The following is a 21,421-nucleotide window of genomic DNA, read 5'->3' on the forward strand; positions in this document are numbered from 1 at the left end:
CACCCGCCGATACGCCCACACCCTGCTTCCCGGCGGCCTGCCCGGCCCGGTCGGCACCACCGAGGTGGCGGACCCCGCGGCCCGCACCAAGCACGAGGTCGACGTCATCGCCCTGGCCCTGGGCGAGCGCCCGCAGGCCCCCCGCGCCCGGATCGCCCTCCTCGGCGAGGCCAAGGCCACTGTCGCCCGCCGTGGCATGGGCGACCTGCAGCGCCTGGAACGCATCCGTACCCTGCTCGCCGGCCAGGGTTACGACACCACGGGCACCACCCTGGCCCTCTTCTCCCTGCACGGCTTCCACCCGGACCTGATCGAGTCCGCGGCCAGCCGCGACGAGCTGCTCCTGGTTGATCTGGCGACTCTCTACGGGGTCGGGTAGCTACCACTCCTGTCGCGATGACAACGGCGAACTCGGCGGCGCGGTGGGGCGTGCCCGGGCACAGCAGTGGCGCGCCGCGGGTTGTCAGGCGCGGCCGGTTCAGGACGGCAGCGGCGACGCCGATGCCGATGAACAGTCAGCCGGATCGTCAGTGCTCGTTGAGATCGTCTTGAGATCGTCGGCGAGTGCGCGGTCGATGTCGTGCTGTGTCCTGTCCACCGGAGACTTGTGGAAGAGGTCAACGTCGGCCAAGCAGCGGCTCGGGGCGCGGCGAGGTGGACGCCGAAGTCGATGCTCCATGTTGTGCCGCCGAGAGGCTGGGCGACGTCGACGGTCTCATCGGTGTCGCCCGTGCCGTGGCCGTTGCCGCGCCGCAACGTGCTCGACGTCATCCCCGGCATCAACCAGACCACCGCAGAAGTGACCATCGCGGAGACCGGCGGCGGTGCAGCGAAGGCTGGTGGGATGCCGCCCGGACGCGGCGACCCGGGCCAGGCCGTTCGCGCGCAGTCGTTCCCAGTGAGGGCCGCCGCAGTCCGTCCACACCCGTTCGAAAGTTTCGAATATTACGCACATGCTTTCGTCGCGCCCCTTCCTTGTCTCATTCCATCCCTCACGACGGTTCGCGTGAGAGGTGGCTTGACCAGCGAAGGCGTACTCGCCAAGACATCTTCTGGTGAAAGGGCTATTTCCGAAAGACTGTCGAAAGCATTGACAGGGCCATGGCGCTTTACGAAAACTGTGGCCACCGAACGACAGGAGACCGTCGTTCCCCTCGCGTCGTGTGACCGGGATGGCGGTCGGTCGTTGCGGCACGACGACGGGCGACCCCCGCCGTGTTCCATGCAAGGCCGCGGGCAGCAGAAGCCGCCCGCCCCCCACCAGCCTTCATCGGGAGGACGCATGCAGCAGGACCAGATCCAGCAGAACCCCGCTCCCTTCAGCGGCTTGAGCCGACGAGGCTTCCTCGGCGGCGCCGGCACCGTCGCGCTCGCCACCGCGTCCGGACTGCTGCTGCCCGGCACCGCCCACGCCGCCACCACCATCACCACCAACCAGACCGGCTACGACGGCATGTACTACTCGTTCTGGACCGACGGCGGCGGCTCCGTCTCCATGACGCTCAACGGCGGCGGCAGTTACAGCACCCGGTGGACCAACTGCGGCAACTTCGTCGCCGGCAAGGGCTGGAACACCGGCGGGCGCAGGACGGTCCGCTACACCGGCTACTTCAACCCGTCGGGCAACGGCTACGGCTGCCTCTACGGCTGGACGTCGAACCCGCTGGTGGAGTACTACATCGTCGACAACTGGGGCAGCTACCGGCCCACCGGCGAGTACAGGGGCACCGTCTCCAGCGACGGCGGCACGTACGACATCTACAAGACGACGCGGTACAACGCCCCCTCTGTCGAGGGCACCCGCACCTTCGACCAGTACTGGAGCGTCCGGCAGTCGAAGGTGACCAGCGGCTCCGGCACCATCACCACCGGCAACCACTTCGACGCCTGGGCGCGCGCGGGCATGAACATGGGCCAGTTCAGATACTACATGATCATGGCCACTGAGGGTTACCAGAGCAGCGGAAGCTCGAACATCACGGTCAGCGGCTGACCTCTGTCCGGCGAACAACCGGCTGCGGGCCCCGTCCTCGTGGCGGGTCCCGCAGCCGTGGCGAACTCCCCACCGCGGTGGGGGCACCCCCGGTCGAAGGCTGGGGAAGGGTCGACCGGTTCGACAACCAGCACCTCCACACAGCGATCGGCGACATCCCACCCCACGAGCACGAGACCAACCCCTACGCTCAACACCAGCCCCCAACCGGCAGCTGGATTCAACGCATAGTGATGTGCCCGGCAGGAGGTGGAGTCGATGTTCACCGCCCACTCCCGGGTGCGCTGCCGGCTCTCCCTCTCAACGGCCTGGGCCAGTTGGCCGTCGGGGTCGGCGGCGTCGGCCTCGATCTGCAACCCGGCCAGGATCCGCTGCCAGGTGCCGTCCGCCGACCAGCGGCGGTGCCGCTCGTACACGGTCTGCCAGGGGCCGTACCGTTCGGGCGGATCCGGCCAGGGCACACCGGTGCGGGCCCGGAACAGTACCCCGTTGATCACTTTACGGTGATCGGCCCACTGCCCACCGGGCTTGCCATGGGCGGGCAGTAACGGCCCGATCCGCTGCCACTGCGCGTCCGTCAGTTCATGTCGCCGCACCATAAGACGCCCCTGCCCAGCTCAAGCACTGATCCACCCACCACGGCAAGAGCCGTCAGAAGCGGCCTAGGCGGACGCTGGGTGAGCTTCGACGACCTCCGGGTATGGGAGTACGCCTTCCACGCCGAGGACGAGATCAGCTATCCGCAGCTTGTCCGCGACGAAGTGAAGACCATCGCCGAGCAGCTCGTCGAGGTGGCGAACCTCGGCATCGATCCCGCCGAGCTTGGCGAGCCCACCTCGGGGACGGCTCGTCGGCATGACCTGCCGTGCGGAGGCTGGTTCACGACCCAGTCCCTGCCGTACAGTCGACCGCCCCTTCTCGCCGTGGTCGAAGTGGTTCCGCCGTTCCACCTTCTCCGAAGGCCTTCCTGGGGCGTGGGGACAGGAGGATACGGGACGACAGGCCACTCTTTGGTCAAGCTGAATGCCTGTTCCAGTATCAGCGTGTCCACCACTCAGGGGGAGATCCCGGTAACGGCGGCTGCGCCTGTGATCCCACCGGGCTGGGCACCATCCGGCGGATCAGGTGAGGGGGCTGACGAATCGCGCGTGGTCGTTTCCGGGGTCGCATCTGCCGCCTTCGGGCAGGCGGGGAGGCCGGTTCCACGGGACATGACCCTGCCGGGATTCGATCGTTGTCGTCCGGGTTCCGGGGAATCAACTACCGGCCGCCCGTGGGGGGTGATGATGCAAGCGACAGATGATCAGGTCGGTGGCCGCGCGAGTACGGTGGAGTGGCCTGCCCGGATGGACTTGGGGGAATTCATGACGTTCGAGCAAGAATGGGCCGAACTGCGCGCGGCGGCGGCCAAGCGGACTGCCATGCAGACCAACAGCATTCCGGCCGACGGCGGCGGAGGTGGTGGTGGCGCGAACGACCTGGTGGTCAATCGGGACGACCTCGGCGCTGTCGGCAATGACGCGTATGACCTGCTGGGACGGCTGGCGAAGGAGGGCGACATCGCCCGTTCCTCCACGTTCGACGCGGCGACGGCGCTGACCAACGGGAACTTCGTGAGCGGTTCGGCCGTGCTGAAGGTGCATGACTTCTGGCAGACCCACCTGAAGACACTGCTGGACGCCTGCGCGCGGATTTCGAATCACCTCGATTACAGCAAGGCCCAGCACGCCAAGGACGATGCGAAGGTCAAGGGAGATCTGACGCGGATCTCCGTGCTCACGGAATACATGAACTAGGGCTCGGGGGAGCGCTCAGCGTGCTGAAGTACGAGGACATAGTCGACGCCCCGGTGGCGAAGCTGAAGGCCGCCGTCGACGACTGGTCGGAGATGGCGGGGAAGCTGGACAAGCTCGCCACCGACGCCCGCGACGGGATGAAGAAAAAGGCGGACAGAGCGGCCTGGGAGGGAGTCAACGCAGGGGTCACCAAGGCTTTCATCGGTAAGACGGCCAAGGAGTTCGCGGACGCCGTGGCCGAGGCCAAGGGCGTGAAGCGGGTCCTGGAAGAGGGCTACGCGGCCATCAAGAAGGCCAAGGACGACCTGGTCAACATCCGGGACCACGAGGGGCCCGCGGCCGGCATCCGCGTGGACGGCAACGGCAAGGTCACCGCGCGGTACCCGTTGTCCGAGAACGAGGCGGCGCGGCACGACCCCGACTACAGCGAGCTCCTGCGGGAGGAGAGGCGGAACGTCGAGTCGTGGCAGAAGAGGATCGACCTCATCGTCGACAACTGCAACGACACCGACCTCGCCCTCAAGAACACCCTCGAGGCCAACGTCACCGACCGCAAGGACTTCAGCGCTCCGACGTACACGAAGCTGGACCAGGAGGAAGCCGCCCGCGCCGCCGCCCTGGCGGCCAAGGGCCGGGACATCACGCACGCCGAACTTCAGCAGCTCAACGAGCTGCTGAAGGACAACAGTTCGTCGGTGGAGTTCTCCAAGAACTTCTACGAGAAGCTCGGCCCCGAGAAGTCGCTCGCGTTCTTCGGCCAGCTCTCCACGGACACGTACGAGTACGGCAAGGTCGACCCGGGGCGCCTCAAGGACGTCCAGGAGCTCCAGAAGAACCTGGGCCTCAACCTGGCCACCGCCTCCCACGACAAGGAGTTCACCGACAAGTGGGGCCCGGAGCTCCGCAAGTTGGGTACGGAGCGCATTCCGCTGGCCAAGCACGACTACGGCGGGCCGTTCGGATACCAGCTGCTCGGCGGGATCATGCGGTACGGGAACTACGACGCGAAGTTCCTCAACCCGATCGCCGAACACGTGGCGCAGCTGCACCAGAAGGACCCGTACATGTTCGCCGACAACAAGGTGGTGAACAGTCCGTTCAAGAACCCGTTCAACCCCTCCGGCGTGAACGGGGCCGGCTACGACCCGGCCACCGCCATGCTGGAAGCGCTCGGCAACAGCCCGGAAGCGGCGAAGAAGTTCTTCGCCGACCCCCCGACCGCGTACAACGAGGACGGCACGGTCAACCACGGTGCCACGGCCGACCTCGGCAAGGACAAGGACGGCGAGGCGATCGACAACTACCTCGACTTCTTCAGCAACGAGAAGTGGGAGTCCTTCCCCGACGTCAACTCGCTCGACCAGAAGGAGCTCAAGGCGTCGCTCGACCAGATGCCCGACGCCCTCGGCCACGCCCTGGAGGCGGCGACCCTCGGCTACCCGGCCGGGCACCCGGACGCCGGCGTGGTGCGGGACGCGGACAACGCCGCGGTCATGCAGAAGGTCATGGAGAAGTACGGTGCGGACCCGGGTCTGCTCAAGGAGCACCACGAGGCGATGGCCGACAGCCTGGGCGTCATGGGCGCCGGCTACATCGACGACATCAACTGGGCGTTGGCCAAGAACGATCCGGACAGCGTGTTCGCGCCGGGCAAGAACCCGGACGGGCACATCAGCTTCGCGGACACCGCGGACGGGAACGGGCGGAGCGTCGTCCGGGGATTCCTCAGCACTCTGGGCCAGCACCCGGACGCCTACGCGACGGTCTCGACCGCGGAGCAGGTCTACACCCGCAGCGCGCTGGAAGGGACCGTGGGCCCGGACGGAAAGATCAGCGAGGGCGCTGCCAGGGCGACCGTGCGCGTGGGCGCCGAGGTGCAGGGCATGCTCGACCAGTCCCGGGCCGACCAGGTGGAGGCGACGAACCTCAAGACCCACGAGGACTACGAGAAGGCGGTCGCCAAGCGGGCGGGCTGGGTCGAGTTCGGAGCGGCGGCGGGCATCGCGGCGGGCGTCGCCTTCCTGCCCGCGACCGCGGCCGTGGGCACGGCCGCGGTGCTCATCCCGCTGGCGACCGATACCGCCAGCGGCGCTGCCGAGCAGGTCATAGGCCAGATGATCGGCGATATCTCGGACAACTCGGTGGATGAGCACAAGGAGAAAATGGAGGAGCTCACCGACGAGGAGAGGAAGAGGATCTACACCGCCGGTGAGAGCATGGCCGAGGCCCCGATGGAGGGGTTTCTAGAGCATCACGGTGTTGAGAAGCGCAGCGTGTTCAGGCAGGACCTGCACGAATCGATGCTGATCGGCTACGGGGTCGGCAACGACAGGCAGAGGCAGCAGGGCAACTCTCCGGAGACCGGCTGAGACCGGTGGACGGCCGAGGACACGTAAGGATGTGGGCAGTGATCAGTCGTAGGTCGGTACGCGGGGGACTCCTCACCGTGGCCGTGGCCGGCTCGTTGTTTCTCGGGGCCACGGGTTGTGGAGGGGACGGAGAGGTGGACGGAACTCCGAAGACTCCGAAGGACTACAAGGTCGTAGCGGGGACGCAACTCTGCGGTGGCAGGGCGGTGTCCGCTGACGCGTCCAAGGCACTGAAGGTGATCACGGGGTCGTCGCGGTTCGAGGCGTCGGCAGAGAGGTACACCGTCGCGCAGGCCGCGGCGGATCTGGTCGAGGCTTTCCCTGTCCCCACCGTGACCAAGGACGTCTGCCGTGTCTACACGCCCATCGGCACGCCGGATTTCGACCTCAGAATCACCTGGAATCTGGTCGACGGCGTCCCGACGGACCCCCCGGCCCCGAATTTCACCGAGCTGAAGATGGGGGAGGATGCCGTGACGGCGGCGGACAAGGCGTACGTCCAGTTCGCGTGCCGGAGCGACAGGTTGCTCAACTCGTCGAGAGTGGGCCACATCATCATCGGCGTGGAGCATTGGGATGTGCTGAAGGAGCCCGAGGGAGACGTCGAGGCGTTGAAGGACGCCTACGCGACCGTGGCCCACTCCGTCTCGCTGGCCATGGCCAAGGAGCTGCGCTGCGAGAAGAACGGCGGGCTCCCCGCGCGGCCCGTGCTGGATCCCGCGTAGCCGCCGGCGTATGCGGGAACGCCCACGAGCAGACGGCCCTTCCTGTCCGGAGGAGGGGCCGTCTGCTGTATGCGGTGCGCCACGGACGAGCGGTGCGCGGACCTCGTCTCCAGGGGGCGCCGACCTCGCGCTCGCCCACGATGCCGGCCCGGCCCGGCTCCCCGTACCGGACCGTGCGGAGAAGCCCTCCTCGGCGAAGACCCGGTCGAGATCTGCGTACCGGTCGCCCACCCCCCCCGCCGGCCCAGGCCTCGCAGGTCGCAGCCGCACTCCTCGGCCCACTCTGCTCGCCGCCTCCTCGTCCCGCGCAGCCCCGCATGCATGGCCATGAGACTTGACGCTCGTTTGACGCTCAGGGTCTTGGAGGCGTCAGGGGCACTCGGAAGACCGCTTCTGGCCTGGGGTTCTGTACCGCCTTCCGGTACTGACATGGTCCCGATGACCTCGCACGTGGAGTGCGTGGCGATTCTGGAGCCGGCCGGAAAGGGCCACTGAACTGCTGTTCTGTGGTTGGGGGCCGGGTTACCGGCAGGCTGGGGCTGCCGACGCGGTCGCGCCGTGATGACGGAGGGTGATGTGGCTCGGCGCTTCGGTCGGCCTCCTGGCACCTGAGACGGCCCGGGCCGGTTCGCCGGCGGTTTCCGTGCTGCTCCCGGGGCGGCAACCTCGTCGCCCGCCTCTCGGCCGGGCGGGTAGGGTCCCGCGCATGTGGGAGGGGCTGGAAGCGGTCGACTGGGCGGTTCTGGAGCACAACTACGGGTCTGCGGAGGACGTGCCGGGCCTGCTGTACCGATGCGCGGGACCGAACCCGGACGATGCGGAGGAGGCGGCGTTCGAGCTGCTCAACCTGCTGTTCCATCAAGGTGGTTGGATCTGCTCCGCTGTCCCGGCCGCGTTGCCCTTTCTGCTCCGCCTGGCTGCCGTCCCCGAAGTGCCGAGCCGTCGCGTGGTGCTGGATTTGGTGGCGAGGCTGGCGGCGGAGGCCGGGAAGGTCGCCGAGAGGTTCCTGGACCCAGGATGGTCGTCGGCCTGGGAACGGGTGCTGCCCGAGGTGCTTGCCCTGCTGACCGACCCCGAACCCGGGATCCGGCGTGCCGCGGCCGACGTGGCCGGTGTCTGCGCCGGCCCCGGCGAGCTCCTGCTGCCCGCGCTCCTGCGGTGCTGGCGGGCGGAGAGCGACCCGGTGACGCGCCTCGACCTGGTCGTGGCACTCGGCCGGGTGGTCCGGCGGGAGCCGGCCGGTGACCGGTCCGACGAGGTCGGCGTCCTCCTCCGCGCGTTGCTCGGCTCTCCGGAGCCTCAGCTCCGCCTGGCGGCGGTGCACGCGCTCGCGCACGGCGACCCGAGCCTTGCGGCGAGGCGGCTGGGGCTCGTGCTGGACGCGGTTCGTGATCCGAGCGTGGAGTCGTGGCAGCACACCAGCTCGGTGGAGAGCGGGGTACGGGGTGTTCAGCACTGGACGGCGGCGCTGTTCACGGGCGCGTCCCCCGACTTCGTGCTCGGCCTGCTGGCCGACCACCCCGACGAGGAGCAGCGGATCGGCGCCCTGGCACAGGCGGGCGGGCTGCTGTCGCAGTGGCGCTCGCCGGCCGATGCGCTGCTGCCGACCGTCGTGGCGCGGCTGGACGACCCGGTCGCCGAGGTGCGTTACCGGGCGGCCGAGCTGCTGGCCTGCCTCGGCCCGTCGGCCGCCGCCCATGCCGACGCGGTCGCCGGGCTGCTCGGCGACACCGCCGCCCGGGCGACACGCAGGGGCGAGACGGTCGCCGAGGCGGCCCTGTGGGCGCTGGCCCGGATGAACGACCCGCGCTGCGTGCCGGGCCTGACCGAGCGCATGGCCGCCGATCGGTCCGGCTTCGCAGCGGCCACCGCCTACTATGGCGGCCGCGACGCCTTCCACACCCCTGTCCTTCCCGCCCTCCACGAGGTGCTCGTTCGCCTGCCGGACCATGCGGAACCGCTGTTGCCGGCGATCCGCGACCGACTCGGCACCGCCACGGACGTCCGCCTGTTCAATCACCTCTGCGAGGTGCTCGCCGCCTGGGGACCTGCCGCGAAGGCAGCGGTGCCGCAGTTGCTCGACCTGCTGAAGGACGATCAGAGGTGGACTTCGGCGGCGACAGCCCTGGCTGGGATCGGGGTGGCGGGCAACGGGGGACGTGAACTGCTGCTGGCCCGGTCGACCGCCCAAGGCGCGGACGCGGAGCTCGCCGCCTGGGCGTACTGGCGGGTCGGCGGGGAGCCGGGCCCAGCCCTGAAGGTGCTGGGACATGCTGTCACCGAGGGCCGCTTCCCCCATCCCGCTTTGCGCAAGCTGGCCGACCTCGGTCCGCACGCCGCCGGCTTCGCGGACCAGCTCCGAACGTTGACCCGCGCCTCCGACGACTGGACCAGAGTGGAGGCCGCGCATGCCCTCTGGACCGCGACCGGCGACACGGAGGGTGCTGTCCCGGCTCTCCTGGAGGTCGTGAAGGACCTGGCCGACGGCACCTACCTGCCGGTCATGCTCCCCGCTGTGCGCTACCTGACCCGGATGGGCCACGCCGCCCGGCCCGCCGTTCGACCACTGCGTGACCTCCCTGCCAGTGACCGGCGCTTGCACTACTTCGGCGGCTGGCGCGCCTTTGCCGAAGACGAGTCCATTCGCAGTGCCGTCGACGACCTGCTCACTCTGACTGGCTGACTGGCTCCACCCACCGGCGAACTGAGTGCCGCTCATGAGCTGGATCACGCCACTTCGGCCCCCTTCTGCGTTGCGCCTGCGGCGCGTGATGCGAGAGCATGTTCGACGAACTGTGAGGCGTGTGTGTCACACCGCGCCGCCGGTGAGGTCGGCGAGACCATCCGGCTGGTGCACGGCACGCCGGGGCGGAACGACGGGACCGTTCGGACGGCCCTGGCCAAGGCGAAGGCGGGCGGCACCCAGGATGCGGTGGGTTCCGGCCCGGTGGACGGGACCGAAGGTGTCTCAGTTCGTGGGTGTGCGGAACTCCGGCTGGTCGATGACGCGCAGCCAACTGCCGTCGGCCTGGCGCCGGACCACCTGCGCGCGGGCGCCGGCGCCGTCCTTCGGCGGGGTGGAGGTCAGCGCGATGTCACCGCGGACGAGCGTCGGAAGCGGCTGCTCCGGCTCGAAGCGCGGTGCGTTGGCCAGCACCTTCTCCCACAGCCGGCGAATGGCCTCCCGGCCCACCGTGACGCTCCCCGGTGGGTAGGCCATCACGGCCTCCTCCTCGTACAGCGCCGCGAGGCCGGCGGCGTCACCGGCGTTGGCGCGCTCGACGAAGAGGCGGGTGAGGTCTTCCGGCTTCAGGGCTTTCTCGTTCTCGGGCACGGTCATCCTTTCCTGCGGTTCGGGCCGACGCATGGCAATTTTCCGTTGGCAGTCGAGAATAAGTCCAATCAATCATCATGCTCGAAGCTATAATTGACGGTTATGGAGATCAGGCGGCTGAGGTACTTCCTCGCTGTTGCCCAGGAAGCCAACTTCACCCGAGCCGCGGAGCTGATGCACATCAGCCAGCCCGGAATCAGTGCGCAGATCCGCCGGCTCGAAAGTGACCTCGGAGCGACGCTCATCGACCGCTCCGGCCGCGGTGCCGCGCTCACCGCGGCCGGCGAGGTGGTGTTCGACCACGCCAAGTCGGTGCTGGCCGCGATGGAGTCGCTACGGCACGCCGTCGACGAGATGAACGGGCTGGTCCGCGGCAGGCTCGTCGTGGGCATGGTCACGGCGTGTACCGTCACACCGCTCTTCGACGCGTTGTCCGGCTTTCACCGCGCCCATCCCGGTGTCGGGATCAGCCTTGTCGAGGACGACTCCGGCAAGCTCGTCGAGTACGTCCGCGAGGGCACCGTCGACCTGGCGCTGATCGGCGCGGCTCACCGGCCGCCGGAGGATCTGGACGGCTGGCAGATCATCAGCGAACCCATCGTGGCCGCGGTGCCGGCCGGTCATCCACTGGCCGAGCGGGACGGGGTCACCCTCGCCGAACTCAACACCCACCCGATCATCTGCCTGCCCGAGGGCACCGGCATCCGTGCGGTACTCGACCAAGTCTCCGCCGCCCGCGGCCTGACCCCGACCATCGCCCTGCAGGCGAGCGCCCCCGGTGCCGTCGTCGGCCTCGCCGAACGGGGGCTCGGGGTCGCCGTGCTCTCCGAGTCCATGATCGCCGAGGACGAGGGGCTGCGGACCGTGTCCATCACGGATGCCGACGTGCCCGCGGTGCTGGCCCTGGTCGCCGCGCTGACCAAGAGCCCGGCCCTGCGTGAACTGCTGCTGCACTGCCGCCGGTCCTTCGGCGGGCCGAGGTCCGACGGCGACGCGAAGGGAGCCGGCGGGAAGCCGGCACGGTCGCGCCCAACCCGTTCCGGTCCGGCCGGCCGGTAGTACGCGGGGTGCTGTCACAGTGGGGTGGTATCCATGCCGTATGAACCTTGATCAGGCCGATCCTGTCGAACTGGCGGCGCTTCGTGAGGCGTTCGACGTCGATGACGGAGGTGAGTCGGCTCTTGGCTGGGAGGCGGTCCATGCCTTCGAGGCGGAACACGGGATCGTGCTGCCCGAGCCGTACCGGACCTTCGTCGCCGAGATAACGGACGGTTCGTACTCCGGGCCGCCCGAGTACGGACTGATGCCGGTGGCGGAGTTGCCGGACGACTGGGGCGACGACGGGCGGGAACGCGACCTGAGCAGGCCGTTCCCGCTGACGGAGGCGTGGGTGTGGGAGGAGGACCCGGATCCGTCCGAGGACATCGACGACGTCCTTGACCAGGTCTACAACCACGGCTCGATCGTGCTCGGTACCGATGGATGCGCGATGAACTGGCACCTCGTCGTCACCGGCCCCCACCGAGGGCACGTCTGGCTGATCAGTGACGTCGGCGCTCTTCCCTTCGGCGCGCAGTTCGGGTTCACCACCGCTGAGCCCGGCTTCGCCGGGTGGGTTCGGCACTGGGCGGCGAACGAGCCTTGGCATGACGCCGTGTGACGCTTCGAGGGGGCAGTGACGGGCGCTGCCCCACCGGAAGCTCAGAGGCGCGCGTCGGCCGCCAGTGTCGTGAACGCCGCCCAGGCGTCGGGGGACACGGCCAGCGTCTGCCTGTCCGCGTCCTTCGAGTCCCGGACGAGAACGGCCTCGGTGCGCACGGCGACCTCGATGCAGTTGTCGCCACTGCCGCCGCTGTAGCTGCTCTTGAACCAGGTCAGCTCGGTGGTGCTCATAGGACTCCTCGCATCTGATCCAGCAGGCTCACGGTGGCTTGGTGGCTCAGAGCCTGCGAGCGCATCTTGCCATAGCGCTGGAGCATCTGACTCACAGCTTTCGGGTCACTGATGAGCGTGCTGGTGCCGTGGCCCTCGACGTAACCGACCCAGCGGTGATCGGCTGTCTCGGCGAGGTACATCTCGCCCTCGAAGCCGGAGTGCTCCTCCTGGAGCAGCGGCATGACCTGGAGTTCCACGTTGCGGTACTGGCCGACTGCGATGAGGTGGCCGAGCAGGACTTTCGTGACAGCCGTACCTCCCATGCGGCGTTCCAGGAGTGCCTGCTCGACGACGAAGCTGAACGTCGTGTTGGGGCGTTCGGCGAGAAGTTGTTGCCTGGTCAACCGCGCTGCCACCTGGTGATCGGACTGCTCTTCCGTGAGCGGAGGCAGGTGCCGATCGAAGATCGCGCGGATGTACGGTTCGGGCTGCAACAGGCCTGGGACGACTCGGCTCTCGTACGCGTACAGCGAGACCGCCTCCTCCTCGATCCCCGCCCACTGCCGGAACCAGGACGCCAGCCCCGCCTTCCGCGTCAGGCTCTTCGCCGCAGCCCCCAGCACCCGCGCCGCGACCGCGCCCAGGACCTCGTCCGACCGTTTCAGCAGTTCCTTCGGCGGGAAACGCTTCCCCTGTTCGATCTTGGCGATGTACGCGGGCGAGTAGCGCACCAGCGGGGCGAACTGCTCCTGTGTCAGGCCCGCTTCCTCCCGCAGGGCCTTGAGGACCGCGCCGAAGGTCTTCAGGCTGTCGGAGAGTTCCGGCTCGCAGCCCCGGCCCCCGCCCACTCCGCCACCGTTGTCCGTCGTCATCGCAGCCGCCTTCCCCTGTGCCACCGGGCCGTCCCCGCACCCGTGCCGTACTGTTCGCCGTCCGCGCTGCGCCACGCCAGACCGGTCCATGCTCACGCACAGCGACCAGCCCAGTCCAGTACGTGAGCCGGTACAACGTGATCTGTATCGGCGGCGGATCTGCCGATGGTCCGTCAGCCGTCGGCAGGCTGGTCCGCATGCCAGCCCTGAACCACCATTCCGCCGTCCCCGTACGCACGTTCACGCAGCGTTTCTCCGCCACCCGGCGCGGTGCCCGCCTCGCCCGGCTGCTCGCCGCGCACCAGCTCACCGAGTGGGGGCACCCCCATGGGACCGAGGCGCACGACACCGTCGTCCTCGTCGTCGCCGAACTCGCGGCGAACGCCGTTCTCCACGGCCGTGTCCCGGGAAGGGACTTCGCCCTCGCCCTGTCCTTCGAGGAGGACCGGGACGTCGTCCGGATCGAAGTGACCGACACCCACCCCGCCCTGCCGGCGCGCACGACTCCCGGCCCGGACGAGGACGGAGGCCGTGGCCTGCTCCTCGTCGACGCGCTCGCCGTCGACTGGGGCGTACGCGACCGCCTCGGTCCCGGCAAGACCGTATGGGCCGAATGCGCGACGGCTCCCCGAGTCTGGAGCCCGCTCCTGAGCAGGGGACGATCGAGGAGGTCAGGACACTGATCGCGAGCATGAGGGCGACCTCGGATACGGAGACATGATGCAACCGTTGATCACCATCGCTTCCGGGCCCAGGCCGGAGGGCGCGGCCGACCGTGCCAACGAGCCGGAGGCGGCGGTGCTGCGCGGACGTGTGGCGGATGCCGTACGTGCGGCCGGCGGGCGACTGGTCACGGCGGAAGAGGCCCATGGGCTGGTGTGGCTCAGTTCCCACGGTGTGACGGCACTGTCGGACTTCCTCGACGCGCATCCGGGCATCGAGTGGGTGCAACTGCCTTGGGCGGGAGTCGAGAACGTCGCCGCCGCGGGCCTCCTGGACCGCCCCGTCGTGTTCACCTGCGCCAAGGGTGCCTTCTCCGAGCAGGTGGCCGAGCACGCCCTGGCCCTGACCCTGGCCTCGCTGAGGAACCTCGTGGTTCAGGCACGGACCCCGAGATGGCACTCCCAGGACCCGAGGACGCTGTGGGGCGCGCGGGTGACGATTCTCGGGGGAGGAGGGATCGCCCGTGCGTTGCTGCGGCTGCTGCGCCCCTTCGACTGCCGTACGACCGTCCTGCGCCGTCGTCCGGAGGAAGTGGACGGCGCCGGGGCCACGTTGCCCATCAGCCGGCTGGCGGACGTCCTGCCGCACACCGACGTACTGGTTCTCGCACTCGCCCTCACCCCCGAGACACGTCACGTCCTCAGTACCCCGGAATTCGCCGCGCTGCCGCCGCACGCGGTGGTCGTCAACGTCGCCAGGGGCGCACACATCGATACGGAGGCACTGCTCCAGGCGCTGAGGTCGGATGCGATCGGAGCCGCCGCGCTCGACGTGACCGATCCGGAACCGCTGCCCGAGACCCACCCTTTGTGGGGTGACAGCAGAGTTCTCGTCACTTCGCACTGCGCGGACTCCGCCGACTACAGCATGGAGGTGCTCTGCCGGCGGATCGAGTCCAACGTGAGGCGGCTGAGTGAGGGCGGTGAGCTGGAGGGCGTGGTGGAGCCCGCCCTGGGCTACTGAGGCAGCGGAAGGGAGGTGGTCTTGGCCGGGTGTGCGGCGCGCGGTACCGTCGGTCCGATATCGACGACGGTACGACGGAAGCCGGTGGGAATCCGGCACGGTCGCGCCACTGTGTGCGAACGCCCCTGGGGTGTTCGTGAGTCAGACCCGTGGCCGTCGTCCTGTGCACCACCGAGATGGGACGCGAACTCCCAGAGGAGGTTCTGCCATGGCGCAGACCGTCGCCCAGCCGACAGCCGCCACCCCCGCCGTTCCCGCCACGCTGCCGCTGAGGGCGATAGCTCCCTGGGCGGTCTTCTTCGGCGTTCTCATGCTGGTCCTGCTGTACTTCGTCGGCGCCGAGCAGGGTGCCACCTCCGTGTTCAGCGGCACGGTTGTCCACGAGTGGGTGCACGACGCCCGCCACCTGCTCGGCTTCCCCTGCCACTGACGCGGGGGACGCCGCACGCCCATGAACTCCGCAACGGTGAGAAACCTCCTCGTGCGGGGCATGCTCGCCGGCCTGGCCGCCGGTGTGCTCGCCCTCGTCGTCGCCTACTTCCTCGGTGAGCCGTACGTCGACAAGGCGATCGGCCTGGAGGACGCGCATTCCCACGGGCACTCCCACGGGGACTCCCTCGAGCACGACGTGGAAGTCGTCCCCCGTTCCCTGCAGTCCACCGCCGGGCTGGCCACCGGCGTTCTGGTCCACGGGGTCGCCTTCGGCGGCATCGCCGCGCTCGCCTTCTGCTTCGCGCTGGGCCGCGTGGGCCGCTTCTCCCCGCGGGCGACCGCGCTGCTGCTGTCCGGCTGCGCGCTGCTGGCCGTGTACGTCGTGCCGTTCCTGAAGTACCCGGCCAACCCGCCGGCGGTCGGCGAGGAGGACACCATCGGCAGGCGGACGGCCCTGTACTTCCTGATGGTGCTGCTCAGCGTGCTCCTCGCGGTCGCCGCCACCCTCCTGGGCAGACGGCTCGCGCCCGTGCTGGGCACCTGGTACGCGACGGTGGCCGCGGTGGCCGCCTTCGCCGTCGTGATCGGGCCGGCGTACGCCTTCCTGCCGGTCGTCAACGAGGTGCCGGAGGGCTTCCCGGCCACTCTGCTGTGGCGGTTCCGGCTTTCGGCCCTGGCCATTCAGATCACCCAGTGGGTGGGCTTCGGCCTGCTCTTCGGCGAGTTGGCACAGAGGTTGTTGTCGCCGAGTCCCGTGACATCGCCGCAGGGGCGGGCGGTGTCGGCCGCGCACTGATTTCCGCGAGGCGCGGGAGGGCTCCTCGGTACCGTCCGGGGAGCCCTCCGGGGCGGGTACCGGAAGTGCTGCCGGGAGCCTGGTCCGTGTGCGCGAGGAATGAGCGCAACACGGTGGCGTTCGGCGTGGAGATCAGGAAGGCTCGTGCGCATGGTCTCGGTATTGCAGAACGTGGCGATCGACTGTGCGGATGCCTACGAGCTGGCTCGGTTCTGGAGCAGGGCGACCGGCCGTCCGCTGCATCCGGAGGACAGACCGGGTGCCCGGGAGACCCAGGTGCTGCTCGCGGAGGGCCCGGTGCTGTACTTCAACCAGGTGCCCGAGGCCAAGACGGTCAAGAACCGGATCCATCTGTGTCTGCGCCCGGAGACCTCGCGCGATCAGGAGGTGGACCGGCTGCTGGGCCTCGGTGCCACCTTCGTCGCCGATCACCGGAATCCCGATGGTTCGGGCTGGGCGGTCCTCGCTGATCCCGAAGGCAACGAATTCTGCGTCCTGCGCAGCGAGTCCGACCGAGCCGCCATGAATTCCTGACGCTCACGCGCCGTCCTGGCCGCCGAACGCAAGGGACGTGCCCGCATCCGCAGCGAGGAGGGCATCCGCCGGGGCGGACGTCTCCTCGCCGTGGCGGCCTGAGCTCACGGCCTGAGCTCAGCCCGGCGAACCCGTGCGGTCACCACGCCGGCAGTTGAGCGGGGACGAAGGGGTGCCGGACAGGTGGTCCTGGTGGTCCTGGTGGCGGATGGAACCTCAACGCCGCGCGTGGCGGATCTTCAACCGCCCGAACCCCATGGTCCCGGAGATCCGGATCCTCGGCCCGCCGGGGCGGGAGCTCCGCCGGGTCCTGTGGAGCGAGTCCTTCCACCCGGTGCGCAGATCCTCGGTGTCGACGATCGCGTCGCGAGGCACCGTGATCTTGGCCCTGCCGGTGCCGAGTCGCAACTCGATGTCGACCACCGAATGCTCGATGACCGCCCGGGACAGGTCCAGACGCACCCTTCCGAACGCGGACTCGACCTTCAGGCTCCGAGGTGTCCGCCATGTGCCGCGCCGCCGGATCCGTCCGCCGGCGGCGACGATCGTGGACGTGGTGCCCGCATTCTCCTCCGGGAGCGAGGCCAGAGCCGACACGAGTTCGCTGTGCGTCCTGACGGTGAGCATCTGGTGGAGGCGTTCGTCCGGACCCTCGTGCGAGACGTGCCCTTCGGCGTACGCCTCCCGCAGGCGCCGCACCGCCGTGTCGCGGTCGTCTTCGCCGATCAGCGGTGGCGGGTCTTCCGGCAGAGCGGCCACCTCTTCACTCTCCTGCCGTGCCGGCGATGTGAGCGCGCCGAAGTCCTTGGCGGGCAAGGCATTTGAGGGGGAGGCCGACCGCTCGTCATCATCGCCTCATCGCTCAACCCGGCGGACCTGTGCGGTCACGGCGCCGGCTTTCCCGGGACACCGCAAAGCGACCCGGCACGTCCCCGAGGGTGTGTCCGAGTCGCAGGTTCCAGCGGCCGGACCGGCCGGTGAGTTCCGTCGCCGTGAGCGGTGGGACGTCAAGGCGCCAGAAAGCGATTTCAGGCGCGTCCAGGACGTTCACCAGCACCGCCCGGACCACCTCCGGCTCGACCACGCAGACCGTCCGGCCGTCGGTGCGGCCGCACGTCTCCAGCCACCGTGCGGTCCGCTCGCACAGGTCGCGCACCGATTCGCCGCCGTGCGGCGCCGCGCTCGGGTCGGTCAACCAGTGGGCCACCGCTTCCGGTTCGGCCGTGCTGACCTCCTCCAGCGTCCGCCCCCGCCACCGGCCCACGTCCAGGCCGGCGAGCGCCGTTTCCTCCGAGGCGGTGAGGCCGAGTGCCGTGGCCGTCTCCCGGCAGCGCGCGCCGGGGGAGACGAGGGAGCGTCCGGCGGTGGGCAGACACCCGGCCGCCGCTCTTGCCCGTGCCGCTCCGTCGGCGTCGAGCGAGTCGCCGTCGTCGAACCGGGCCCGTCGCAGGGAGGGGGTGGTCGCTGGAGAGATGAGGGTGACACGGCTGGTCACGCGGTCGGTCCTCCCGTTTTCGCTGTCCGGCTTCCGAAGTACGGCACGAAAGTACGCCCCGTACGGCATGAAAGTGCGCCCGGTACGGCATGAAGGTACGCCCGCCCGTCACCCGCCCGGCCCTCGCGCCCGGGCGCATCCGGCGGGCCTGTCCGCACTGTAGGGATGAGGGATGAGTGACGCGCGCCACGGCGGCGGAGCACGACACGAGCGGACAGGCGGCGGGAACGGGCATGAGCGGCGACGAGACCACACCGATCGGGCACCCGGAGGGCGGCGGCCCGATGTGTCTGGTGACCGGGGCGAGCGGTTACATCGGGGGCCGGCTGGTCCCCGAGCTGCTCGACGCCGGCTACCGGGTGCGCTGTCTGGCCCGTACCCCGCGCAAGCTGCGCGACCACCCCTGGTACGACCGGGTGGAGGTCGTCCGGGGCGACGTCACCGACCCCGACTCCGTCGCACGGGCCATGCGCGGCGTGGACGTGGCCTACTACCTCGTACACGCCCTCGGCACCGGGCGCGGCTTCGAGGACACCGATCGCGGGGCGGCCCGCATCTTCGCCGAGCAGGCCCGCCGGGCGGGCGTCGGCCGGCTCGTCTACCTGGGCGGACTGACCCCCCGGGCGGTGCCCGAACGGGAGCTGTCGCCGCACCTGCGCTCCCGCGCCGAGGTCGGCCGCATCCTGCTCGACTCGGGTGTGCCGACGGCCGTGCTGCGCGCCGCGGTGATCATCGGCTCCGGCTCGGCCAGCTTCGAGATGCTGCGCTACCTCACCGAGCGGCTGCCGGTGATGGTCACCCCGCGCTGGGTGCACACCCGGATCCAGCCGATCGCCGTGCGCGACGTGCTGCGCCTGCTGACCGGCTGCGCCCGCCTGCCCCGCGAGGTGAACCGCACCTTCGACATCGGCGGCCCGGACGTGCTGACGTACCTGGACATGATGCGGCGCTACGCCGCCGTGGCCGGTCTGCCCCCGCGGCTGATCCTGCCCGTGCCCGTCCTCACCCCCGGCCTGTCCAGCCACTGGGTGGGCCTGGTGACGCCGGTCCCGGCCCGGATCGCCCGCCCCCTGACGGAGTCCCTGCGGCACGAGGTGGTGTGCCGCGAGAACGACATCGAACGGTACGTGCCCAGCCCGCCCGGCCACCCCATCGGCTTCGACCGCGCCGTCGCCCTCGCGCTGCGGCGCATCGGCGAGGCCCAGGTCACCACCCGCTGGTCGTCCGCCTCCGTGCCCGGCGCGCCCAGCGATCCGCTGCCCACCGACCCCGACTGGGCCGGCGGCAGCCTCTACACCGACGTGCGCGAACGCGACACCCGGGCCGCGCCGGAGGCGCTGTGGGACGTCATCGAGGGCATCGGTGGCGAGAACGGCTGGTACTCCTTCCCGTCGGCCTGGGCGGTTCGCGGCCTGCTGGACCGGCTGGCCGGCGGGGTCGGGCTGCGCCGGGGCCGGCGCGACGCCCGGCGGCTCAGGGTGGGCGACTCGCTGGACTTCTGGCGGGTGGAGGAGATCGAACGCGGCCGGCTGCTGCGGCTGCGCGCCGAGATGCGGCTGCCCGGCCTGGCCTGGCTGGAGATGCGGGTGGACGACGACGGGGCCGGGGGCGTGCGCTACCGGCAGCGGGCGCTGTTCCATCCGCACGGCCTGCTGGGCCACCTGTACTGGTGGAGCGTCTCGCCCTTCCACGCGGTCGTCTTCGGCGGCATGGCCCGCAACATCGTCCGCGCCGCCGAACGCGCGGCCCCCGCACCACGCGGGCACGGCGCGACCGCATCCGCGGGGCCCGCCCCGGCCGAAGACCTGAGCGTCCGTACCGGTTCCCGACGCCCACCCGAGAGAAGCTGACGCCCATGCACGTCCCGGTCGTCCTGTTCACCGCCGACCTGCGCCTGCACGACCATCCGCCGCTGCGCGCGGCCCTGGACGCCGCGGACGCCGTCGTACCGCTGTTCGTGCGGGACCGCGCCGTCGAGGCGGCCGGGTTCGCCGCGCCCAACCGCCGCGCCTTCCTCGACGGCTGCCTGGCCGACCTGGACGCGGGGCTGCGCGAGCGGGGCGGCCGGCTCGTCGTGCGCTCCGGCGACCTGGTGGGGGAGGTGTGCCGGGTGGTGGCCGAGGCGGACGCCGACGAGGTGCACATGTCGGCCGGGTACAGCCGGTTCGCCGCGCGCCGGGAGGAGCGGCTGCGCTCCGCCCTGGAGGCGGCGGGCCGCCGGCTGTTCGTGCACGACGCCGTCACCGTCGCCGTACCGCCCGGCGCGGTGACCCCCGCCTCCTCCGACCACTTCGCCGTCTTCACCCCGTACTACCGGCAGTGGGAGCGGGTGCCGCTGCGGCAGGTCGCCGGCGCCCCGCGCCGGGTGCCCGTCCCCGGCGGGGTGGGCGGTGAGGAGGTGCCCGCGCGCGGCGGGAGCGCCGGAGCGTCCCCGGCCCTGCCGCCCGGCGGGGAGAGCGGGGCCCGCACACAGGTGACCGCCTACTGGCGCCGCGGCCTGGACGCCTACGACACCGCCCGTGACGACCTGGCCGCCGACGCCACCTCGCGCTTCTCCGCCCACCTGCACTTCGGCACCCTGTCCCCAGTGGAGCTCGTGCACCGCGCACGCCGGCACGGCGGCGCGGGCGCCGAGGCGTTCGTGCGGCAGCTCGCCTGGCGCGACTTCCACCGCCAGGTCCTCGCCGCCAGGCCGGAGGCCGCCCACGCCGACTACCGCACCAAGCACGACCGCTGGCGCACGGAGCGCACCGCGGGCGCCGACATCGACGCCTGGCGCGAGGGCCGCACCGGCTACCCGGTCATCGACGCGGCCATGCGGCAACTGCGCCACGAGGGCTGGATGCACAACCGGGCCCGGCTGCTCACCGCCAGCTTCCTGGCCAAGACCCTCTACGTCGACTGGCGGATCGGCGCCGCCCACTTCCTGCACTGGCTGGTCGACGGCGACCTGGCCAACAACCAGCTGAACTGGCAGTGGATGGCCGGCACCGGCACCGACACCCGCCCGAACCGGGTCCTCAACCCGGTCGCCCAGGGCAGGAAGTACGACCCGGACGGCGCCTACGTGCGCCGCTGGGTCCCCGAACTCTCCGGAGTCGGGGCCCCGTCGGTGCACGAGCCGTGGAAGCTGCCCGCCCCGGACCGCGCCGCCCTGGACTACCCCGACCCGATCGTCGGCCTCCCCGACGGGCTCGACCGCTTCCGGCGGGCCCGCGGCAAGCAGCCGTAGCGGGGCGGTCGGGGGCGGCTCGCCCGCACCGGCCCGCCCGCACCGGCCCGCCCTCACCGGCCGTCCCCGCCCCGCGCCGCCGCCCACCGCAGGGCCGCCCCGCGGCCCCGGCCGGGCACCGTCCACAGGGCGTGCCCCCGCAGCCCCCAGCGGTTCAGCAGGGTGTTGGCGGCGAGGAAGCCGCTGGTGGCCGCCCGTTCCATCAGCGCCACCGGCAGGCCGGTGCGGACCGTGTCGCCCGCGACGGCCAGGCCGGGCGTGGGAGTGTCCACCGTCGGCCGG

General features: G+C 70.5%; 19 protein-coding genes, 3 pseudogenes and 1 riboswitch. Of the genes and pseudogenes, 15 read left to right on the forward strand and 7 right to left on the reverse strand.

What is annotated here, in order from left to right; translation table 11 throughout:
- Together RH94_RS44630 and RH94_RS26065 are read left to right on the forward strand one after the other, a co-directional pair.
- Positions 1 to 379: pseudogene (locus RH94_RS44630) on the forward strand (ATP-binding protein); the annotation flags it as partial.
- 903 nt (positions 380 to 1,282) lie between these two features.
- A complete protein-coding gene (locus RH94_RS26065) occupies positions 1,283 to 1,993 on the forward strand; it encodes a glycoside hydrolase family 11 protein (RefSeq protein ID WP_073950471.1) in 711 nt (236 codons plus the stop codon).
- 361 nt (positions 1,994 to 2,354) lie between these two features.
- On the opposite strand, the pseudogene RH94_RS46780 reads toward RH94_RS26065, so the two are convergent.
- A pseudogene (locus tag RH94_RS46780) lies at positions 2,355 to 2,592 on the reverse strand (transposase); the annotation flags it as partial.
- A 765-nt stretch (positions 2,593 to 3,357) separates the two neighbouring features.
- Here RH94_RS46780 and RH94_RS26080 point away from each other — a divergent pair.
- The 4 genes from RH94_RS26080 to RH94_RS26095 all read left to right on the forward strand — a co-directional run bounded on the left by RH94_RS26080 (position 3,358) and on the right by RH94_RS26095 (position 9,566).
- Complete coding sequence (locus RH94_RS26080; RefSeq protein WP_073950542.1) at positions 3,358 to 3,789, forward strand: hypothetical protein; 432 nt, start codon at positions 3,358 to 3,360, stop codon at positions 3,787 to 3,789.
- A 20-nt stretch (positions 3,790 to 3,809) separates the two neighbouring features.
- Positions 3,810 to 6,158 carry a hypothetical protein gene (locus RH94_RS26085; RefSeq protein WP_073950475.1) on the forward strand — a complete coding sequence of 783 codons (2,349 nt, stop codon included), beginning with the start codon at positions 3,810 to 3,812 and terminating at the stop codon, positions 6,156 to 6,158.
- Between the two features lie 134 nt (positions 6,159 to 6,292).
- Positions 6,293 to 6,883 carry a hypothetical protein gene (locus RH94_RS26090; RefSeq protein WP_324614313.1) on the forward strand — a complete coding sequence of 197 codons (591 nt, stop codon included), beginning with the start codon at positions 6,293 to 6,295 and terminating at the stop codon, positions 6,881 to 6,883.
- A gap of 706 nt (positions 6,884 to 7,589) precedes the next feature.
- Positions 7,590 to 9,566 (forward strand): hypothetical protein, encoded by a 1,977-nt coding sequence (locus RH94_RS26095; protein WP_073950477.1) that lies wholly within the window; start codon positions 7,590 to 7,592, stop codon positions 9,564 to 9,566.
- A 285-nt stretch (positions 9,567 to 9,851) separates the two neighbouring features.
- On the opposite strand, the gene RH94_RS26100 is transcribed toward RH94_RS26095, so the two are convergent.
- Positions 9,852 to 10,217, reverse strand: a complete 366-nt coding sequence (locus RH94_RS26100; protein WP_073950545.1) for a YybH family protein — start codon at positions 10,215 to 10,217, stop codon at positions 9,852 to 9,854.
- 102 nt (positions 10,218 to 10,319) lie between these two features.
- Here RH94_RS26100 and RH94_RS26105 point away from each other — a divergent pair, with 102 nt between their 5' ends.
- Together RH94_RS26105 and RH94_RS26110 are read left to right on the forward strand one after the other, a co-directional pair.
- Positions 10,320 to 11,276, forward strand: coding sequence for a LysR family transcriptional regulator (locus tag RH94_RS26105; RefSeq protein ID WP_073950479.1), 957 nt, complete (start codon positions 10,320 to 10,322; stop codon positions 11,274 to 11,276).
- A 40-nt stretch (positions 11,277 to 11,316) separates the two neighbouring features.
- A complete protein-coding gene (locus RH94_RS26110) occupies positions 11,317 to 11,877 on the forward strand; it encodes an SMI1/KNR4 family protein (RefSeq protein WP_073950481.1) in 561 nt (186 codons plus the stop codon).
- 41 nt (positions 11,878 to 11,918) lie between these two features.
- On the opposite strand, the gene RH94_RS26115 is transcribed toward RH94_RS26110, so the two are convergent.
- Positions 11,919 to 12,110 (reverse strand): DUF397 domain-containing protein, encoded by a 192-nt coding sequence (locus RH94_RS26115; RefSeq protein WP_073950483.1) that lies wholly within the window; start codon positions 12,108 to 12,110, stop codon positions 11,919 to 11,921.
- A complete protein-coding gene (locus RH94_RS26120) occupies positions 12,107 to 12,964 on the reverse strand; it encodes a helix-turn-helix domain-containing protein (RefSeq protein ID WP_073950485.1) in 858 nt (285 codons plus the stop codon). Before RH94_RS26120 ends, RH94_RS26115 begins: the two co-directional genes overlap by 4 nt.
- A gap of 197 nt (positions 12,965 to 13,161) precedes the next feature.
- Here RH94_RS26120 and RH94_RS26125 point away from each other — a divergent pair, with 197 nt between their 5' ends.
- The 5 genes from RH94_RS26125 (at position 13,162) to RH94_RS26145 (ending at position 16,412) form a co-directional block, all read left to right on the forward strand.
- A complete protein-coding gene (locus RH94_RS26125) occupies positions 13,162 to 13,647 on the forward strand; it encodes an ATP-binding protein (protein ID WP_073950487.1) in 486 nt (161 codons plus the stop codon).
- Positions 13,648 to 13,693: 46 nt separating this feature from the next.
- Positions 13,694 to 14,650, forward strand: coding sequence for a D-isomer specific 2-hydroxyacid dehydrogenase family protein (locus RH94_RS26130; protein ID WP_158073096.1), 957 nt, complete (start codon positions 13,694 to 13,696; stop codon positions 14,648 to 14,650).
- A gap of 50 nt (positions 14,651 to 14,700) precedes the next feature.
- Positions 14,701 to 14,822, forward strand: a riboswitch (cobalamin riboswitch).
- 36 nt (positions 14,823 to 14,858) lie between these two features.
- Positions 14,859 to 15,080, forward strand: a complete 222-nt coding sequence (locus RH94_RS26135; protein WP_073950489.1) for a CbtB domain-containing protein — start codon at positions 14,859 to 14,861, stop codon at positions 15,078 to 15,080.
- A 21-nt stretch (positions 15,081 to 15,101) separates the two neighbouring features.
- Complete coding sequence (locus RH94_RS26140) at positions 15,102 to 15,878, forward strand: CbtA family protein (RefSeq protein WP_073950491.1); 777 nt, start codon at positions 15,102 to 15,104, stop codon at positions 15,876 to 15,878.
- Positions 15,879 to 16,028: 150 nt separating this feature from the next.
- A complete protein-coding gene (locus RH94_RS26145) occupies positions 16,029 to 16,412 on the forward strand; it encodes a VOC family protein (protein WP_073950493.1) in 384 nt (127 codons plus the stop codon).
- A gap of 216 nt (positions 16,413 to 16,628) precedes the next feature.
- Here the strand turns inward: RH94_RS26145 and RH94_RS26150 are convergent, their stop codons facing one another.
- Together RH94_RS26150 and RH94_RS26155 are read right to left on the reverse strand one after the other, a co-directional pair.
- On the reverse strand, positions 16,629 to 17,171 hold the full coding sequence (locus RH94_RS26150; RefSeq protein ID WP_073950495.1) for a DUF1707 SHOCT-like domain-containing protein: 543 nt from the start codon (positions 17,169 to 17,171) through the stop codon (positions 16,629 to 16,631).
- A gap of 103 nt (positions 17,172 to 17,274) precedes the next feature.
- Positions 17,275 to 17,907: a histidine phosphatase family protein gene (locus tag RH94_RS26155; RefSeq protein WP_073950497.1), complete on the reverse strand. Its 633-nt coding sequence runs from the start codon at positions 17,905 to 17,907 to the stop codon at positions 17,275 to 17,277.
- Positions 17,908 to 18,140: 233 nt separating this feature from the next.
- On the opposite strand from RH94_RS26155, the gene RH94_RS26160 reads away from it, so the two are divergent.
- Positions 18,141 to 19,757, forward strand: coding sequence for an SDR family oxidoreductase (locus RH94_RS26160; protein ID WP_073950549.1), 1,617 nt, complete (start codon positions 18,141 to 18,143; stop codon positions 19,755 to 19,757).
- A 5-nt stretch (positions 19,758 to 19,762) separates the two neighbouring features.
- Complete coding sequence (locus tag RH94_RS26165) at positions 19,763 to 21,139, forward strand: cryptochrome/photolyase family protein (RefSeq protein WP_073950500.1); 1,377 nt, start codon at positions 19,763 to 19,765, stop codon at positions 21,137 to 21,139.
- 53 nt (positions 21,140 to 21,192) lie between these two features.
- On the opposite strand, the pseudogene RH94_RS44640 reads toward RH94_RS26165, so the two are convergent.
- Positions 21,193 to 21,421: pseudogene (locus RH94_RS44640) on the reverse strand (isorenieratene synthase); the annotation flags it as partial.

Origin of the sequence: Streptomyces kebangsaanensis, assembly GCF_001906585.1 — a bacterium.
In the GTDB taxonomy this organism is placed as follows: domain Bacteria; phylum Actinomycetota; class Actinomycetes; order Streptomycetales; family Streptomycetaceae; genus Streptomyces; species Streptomyces kebangsaanensis.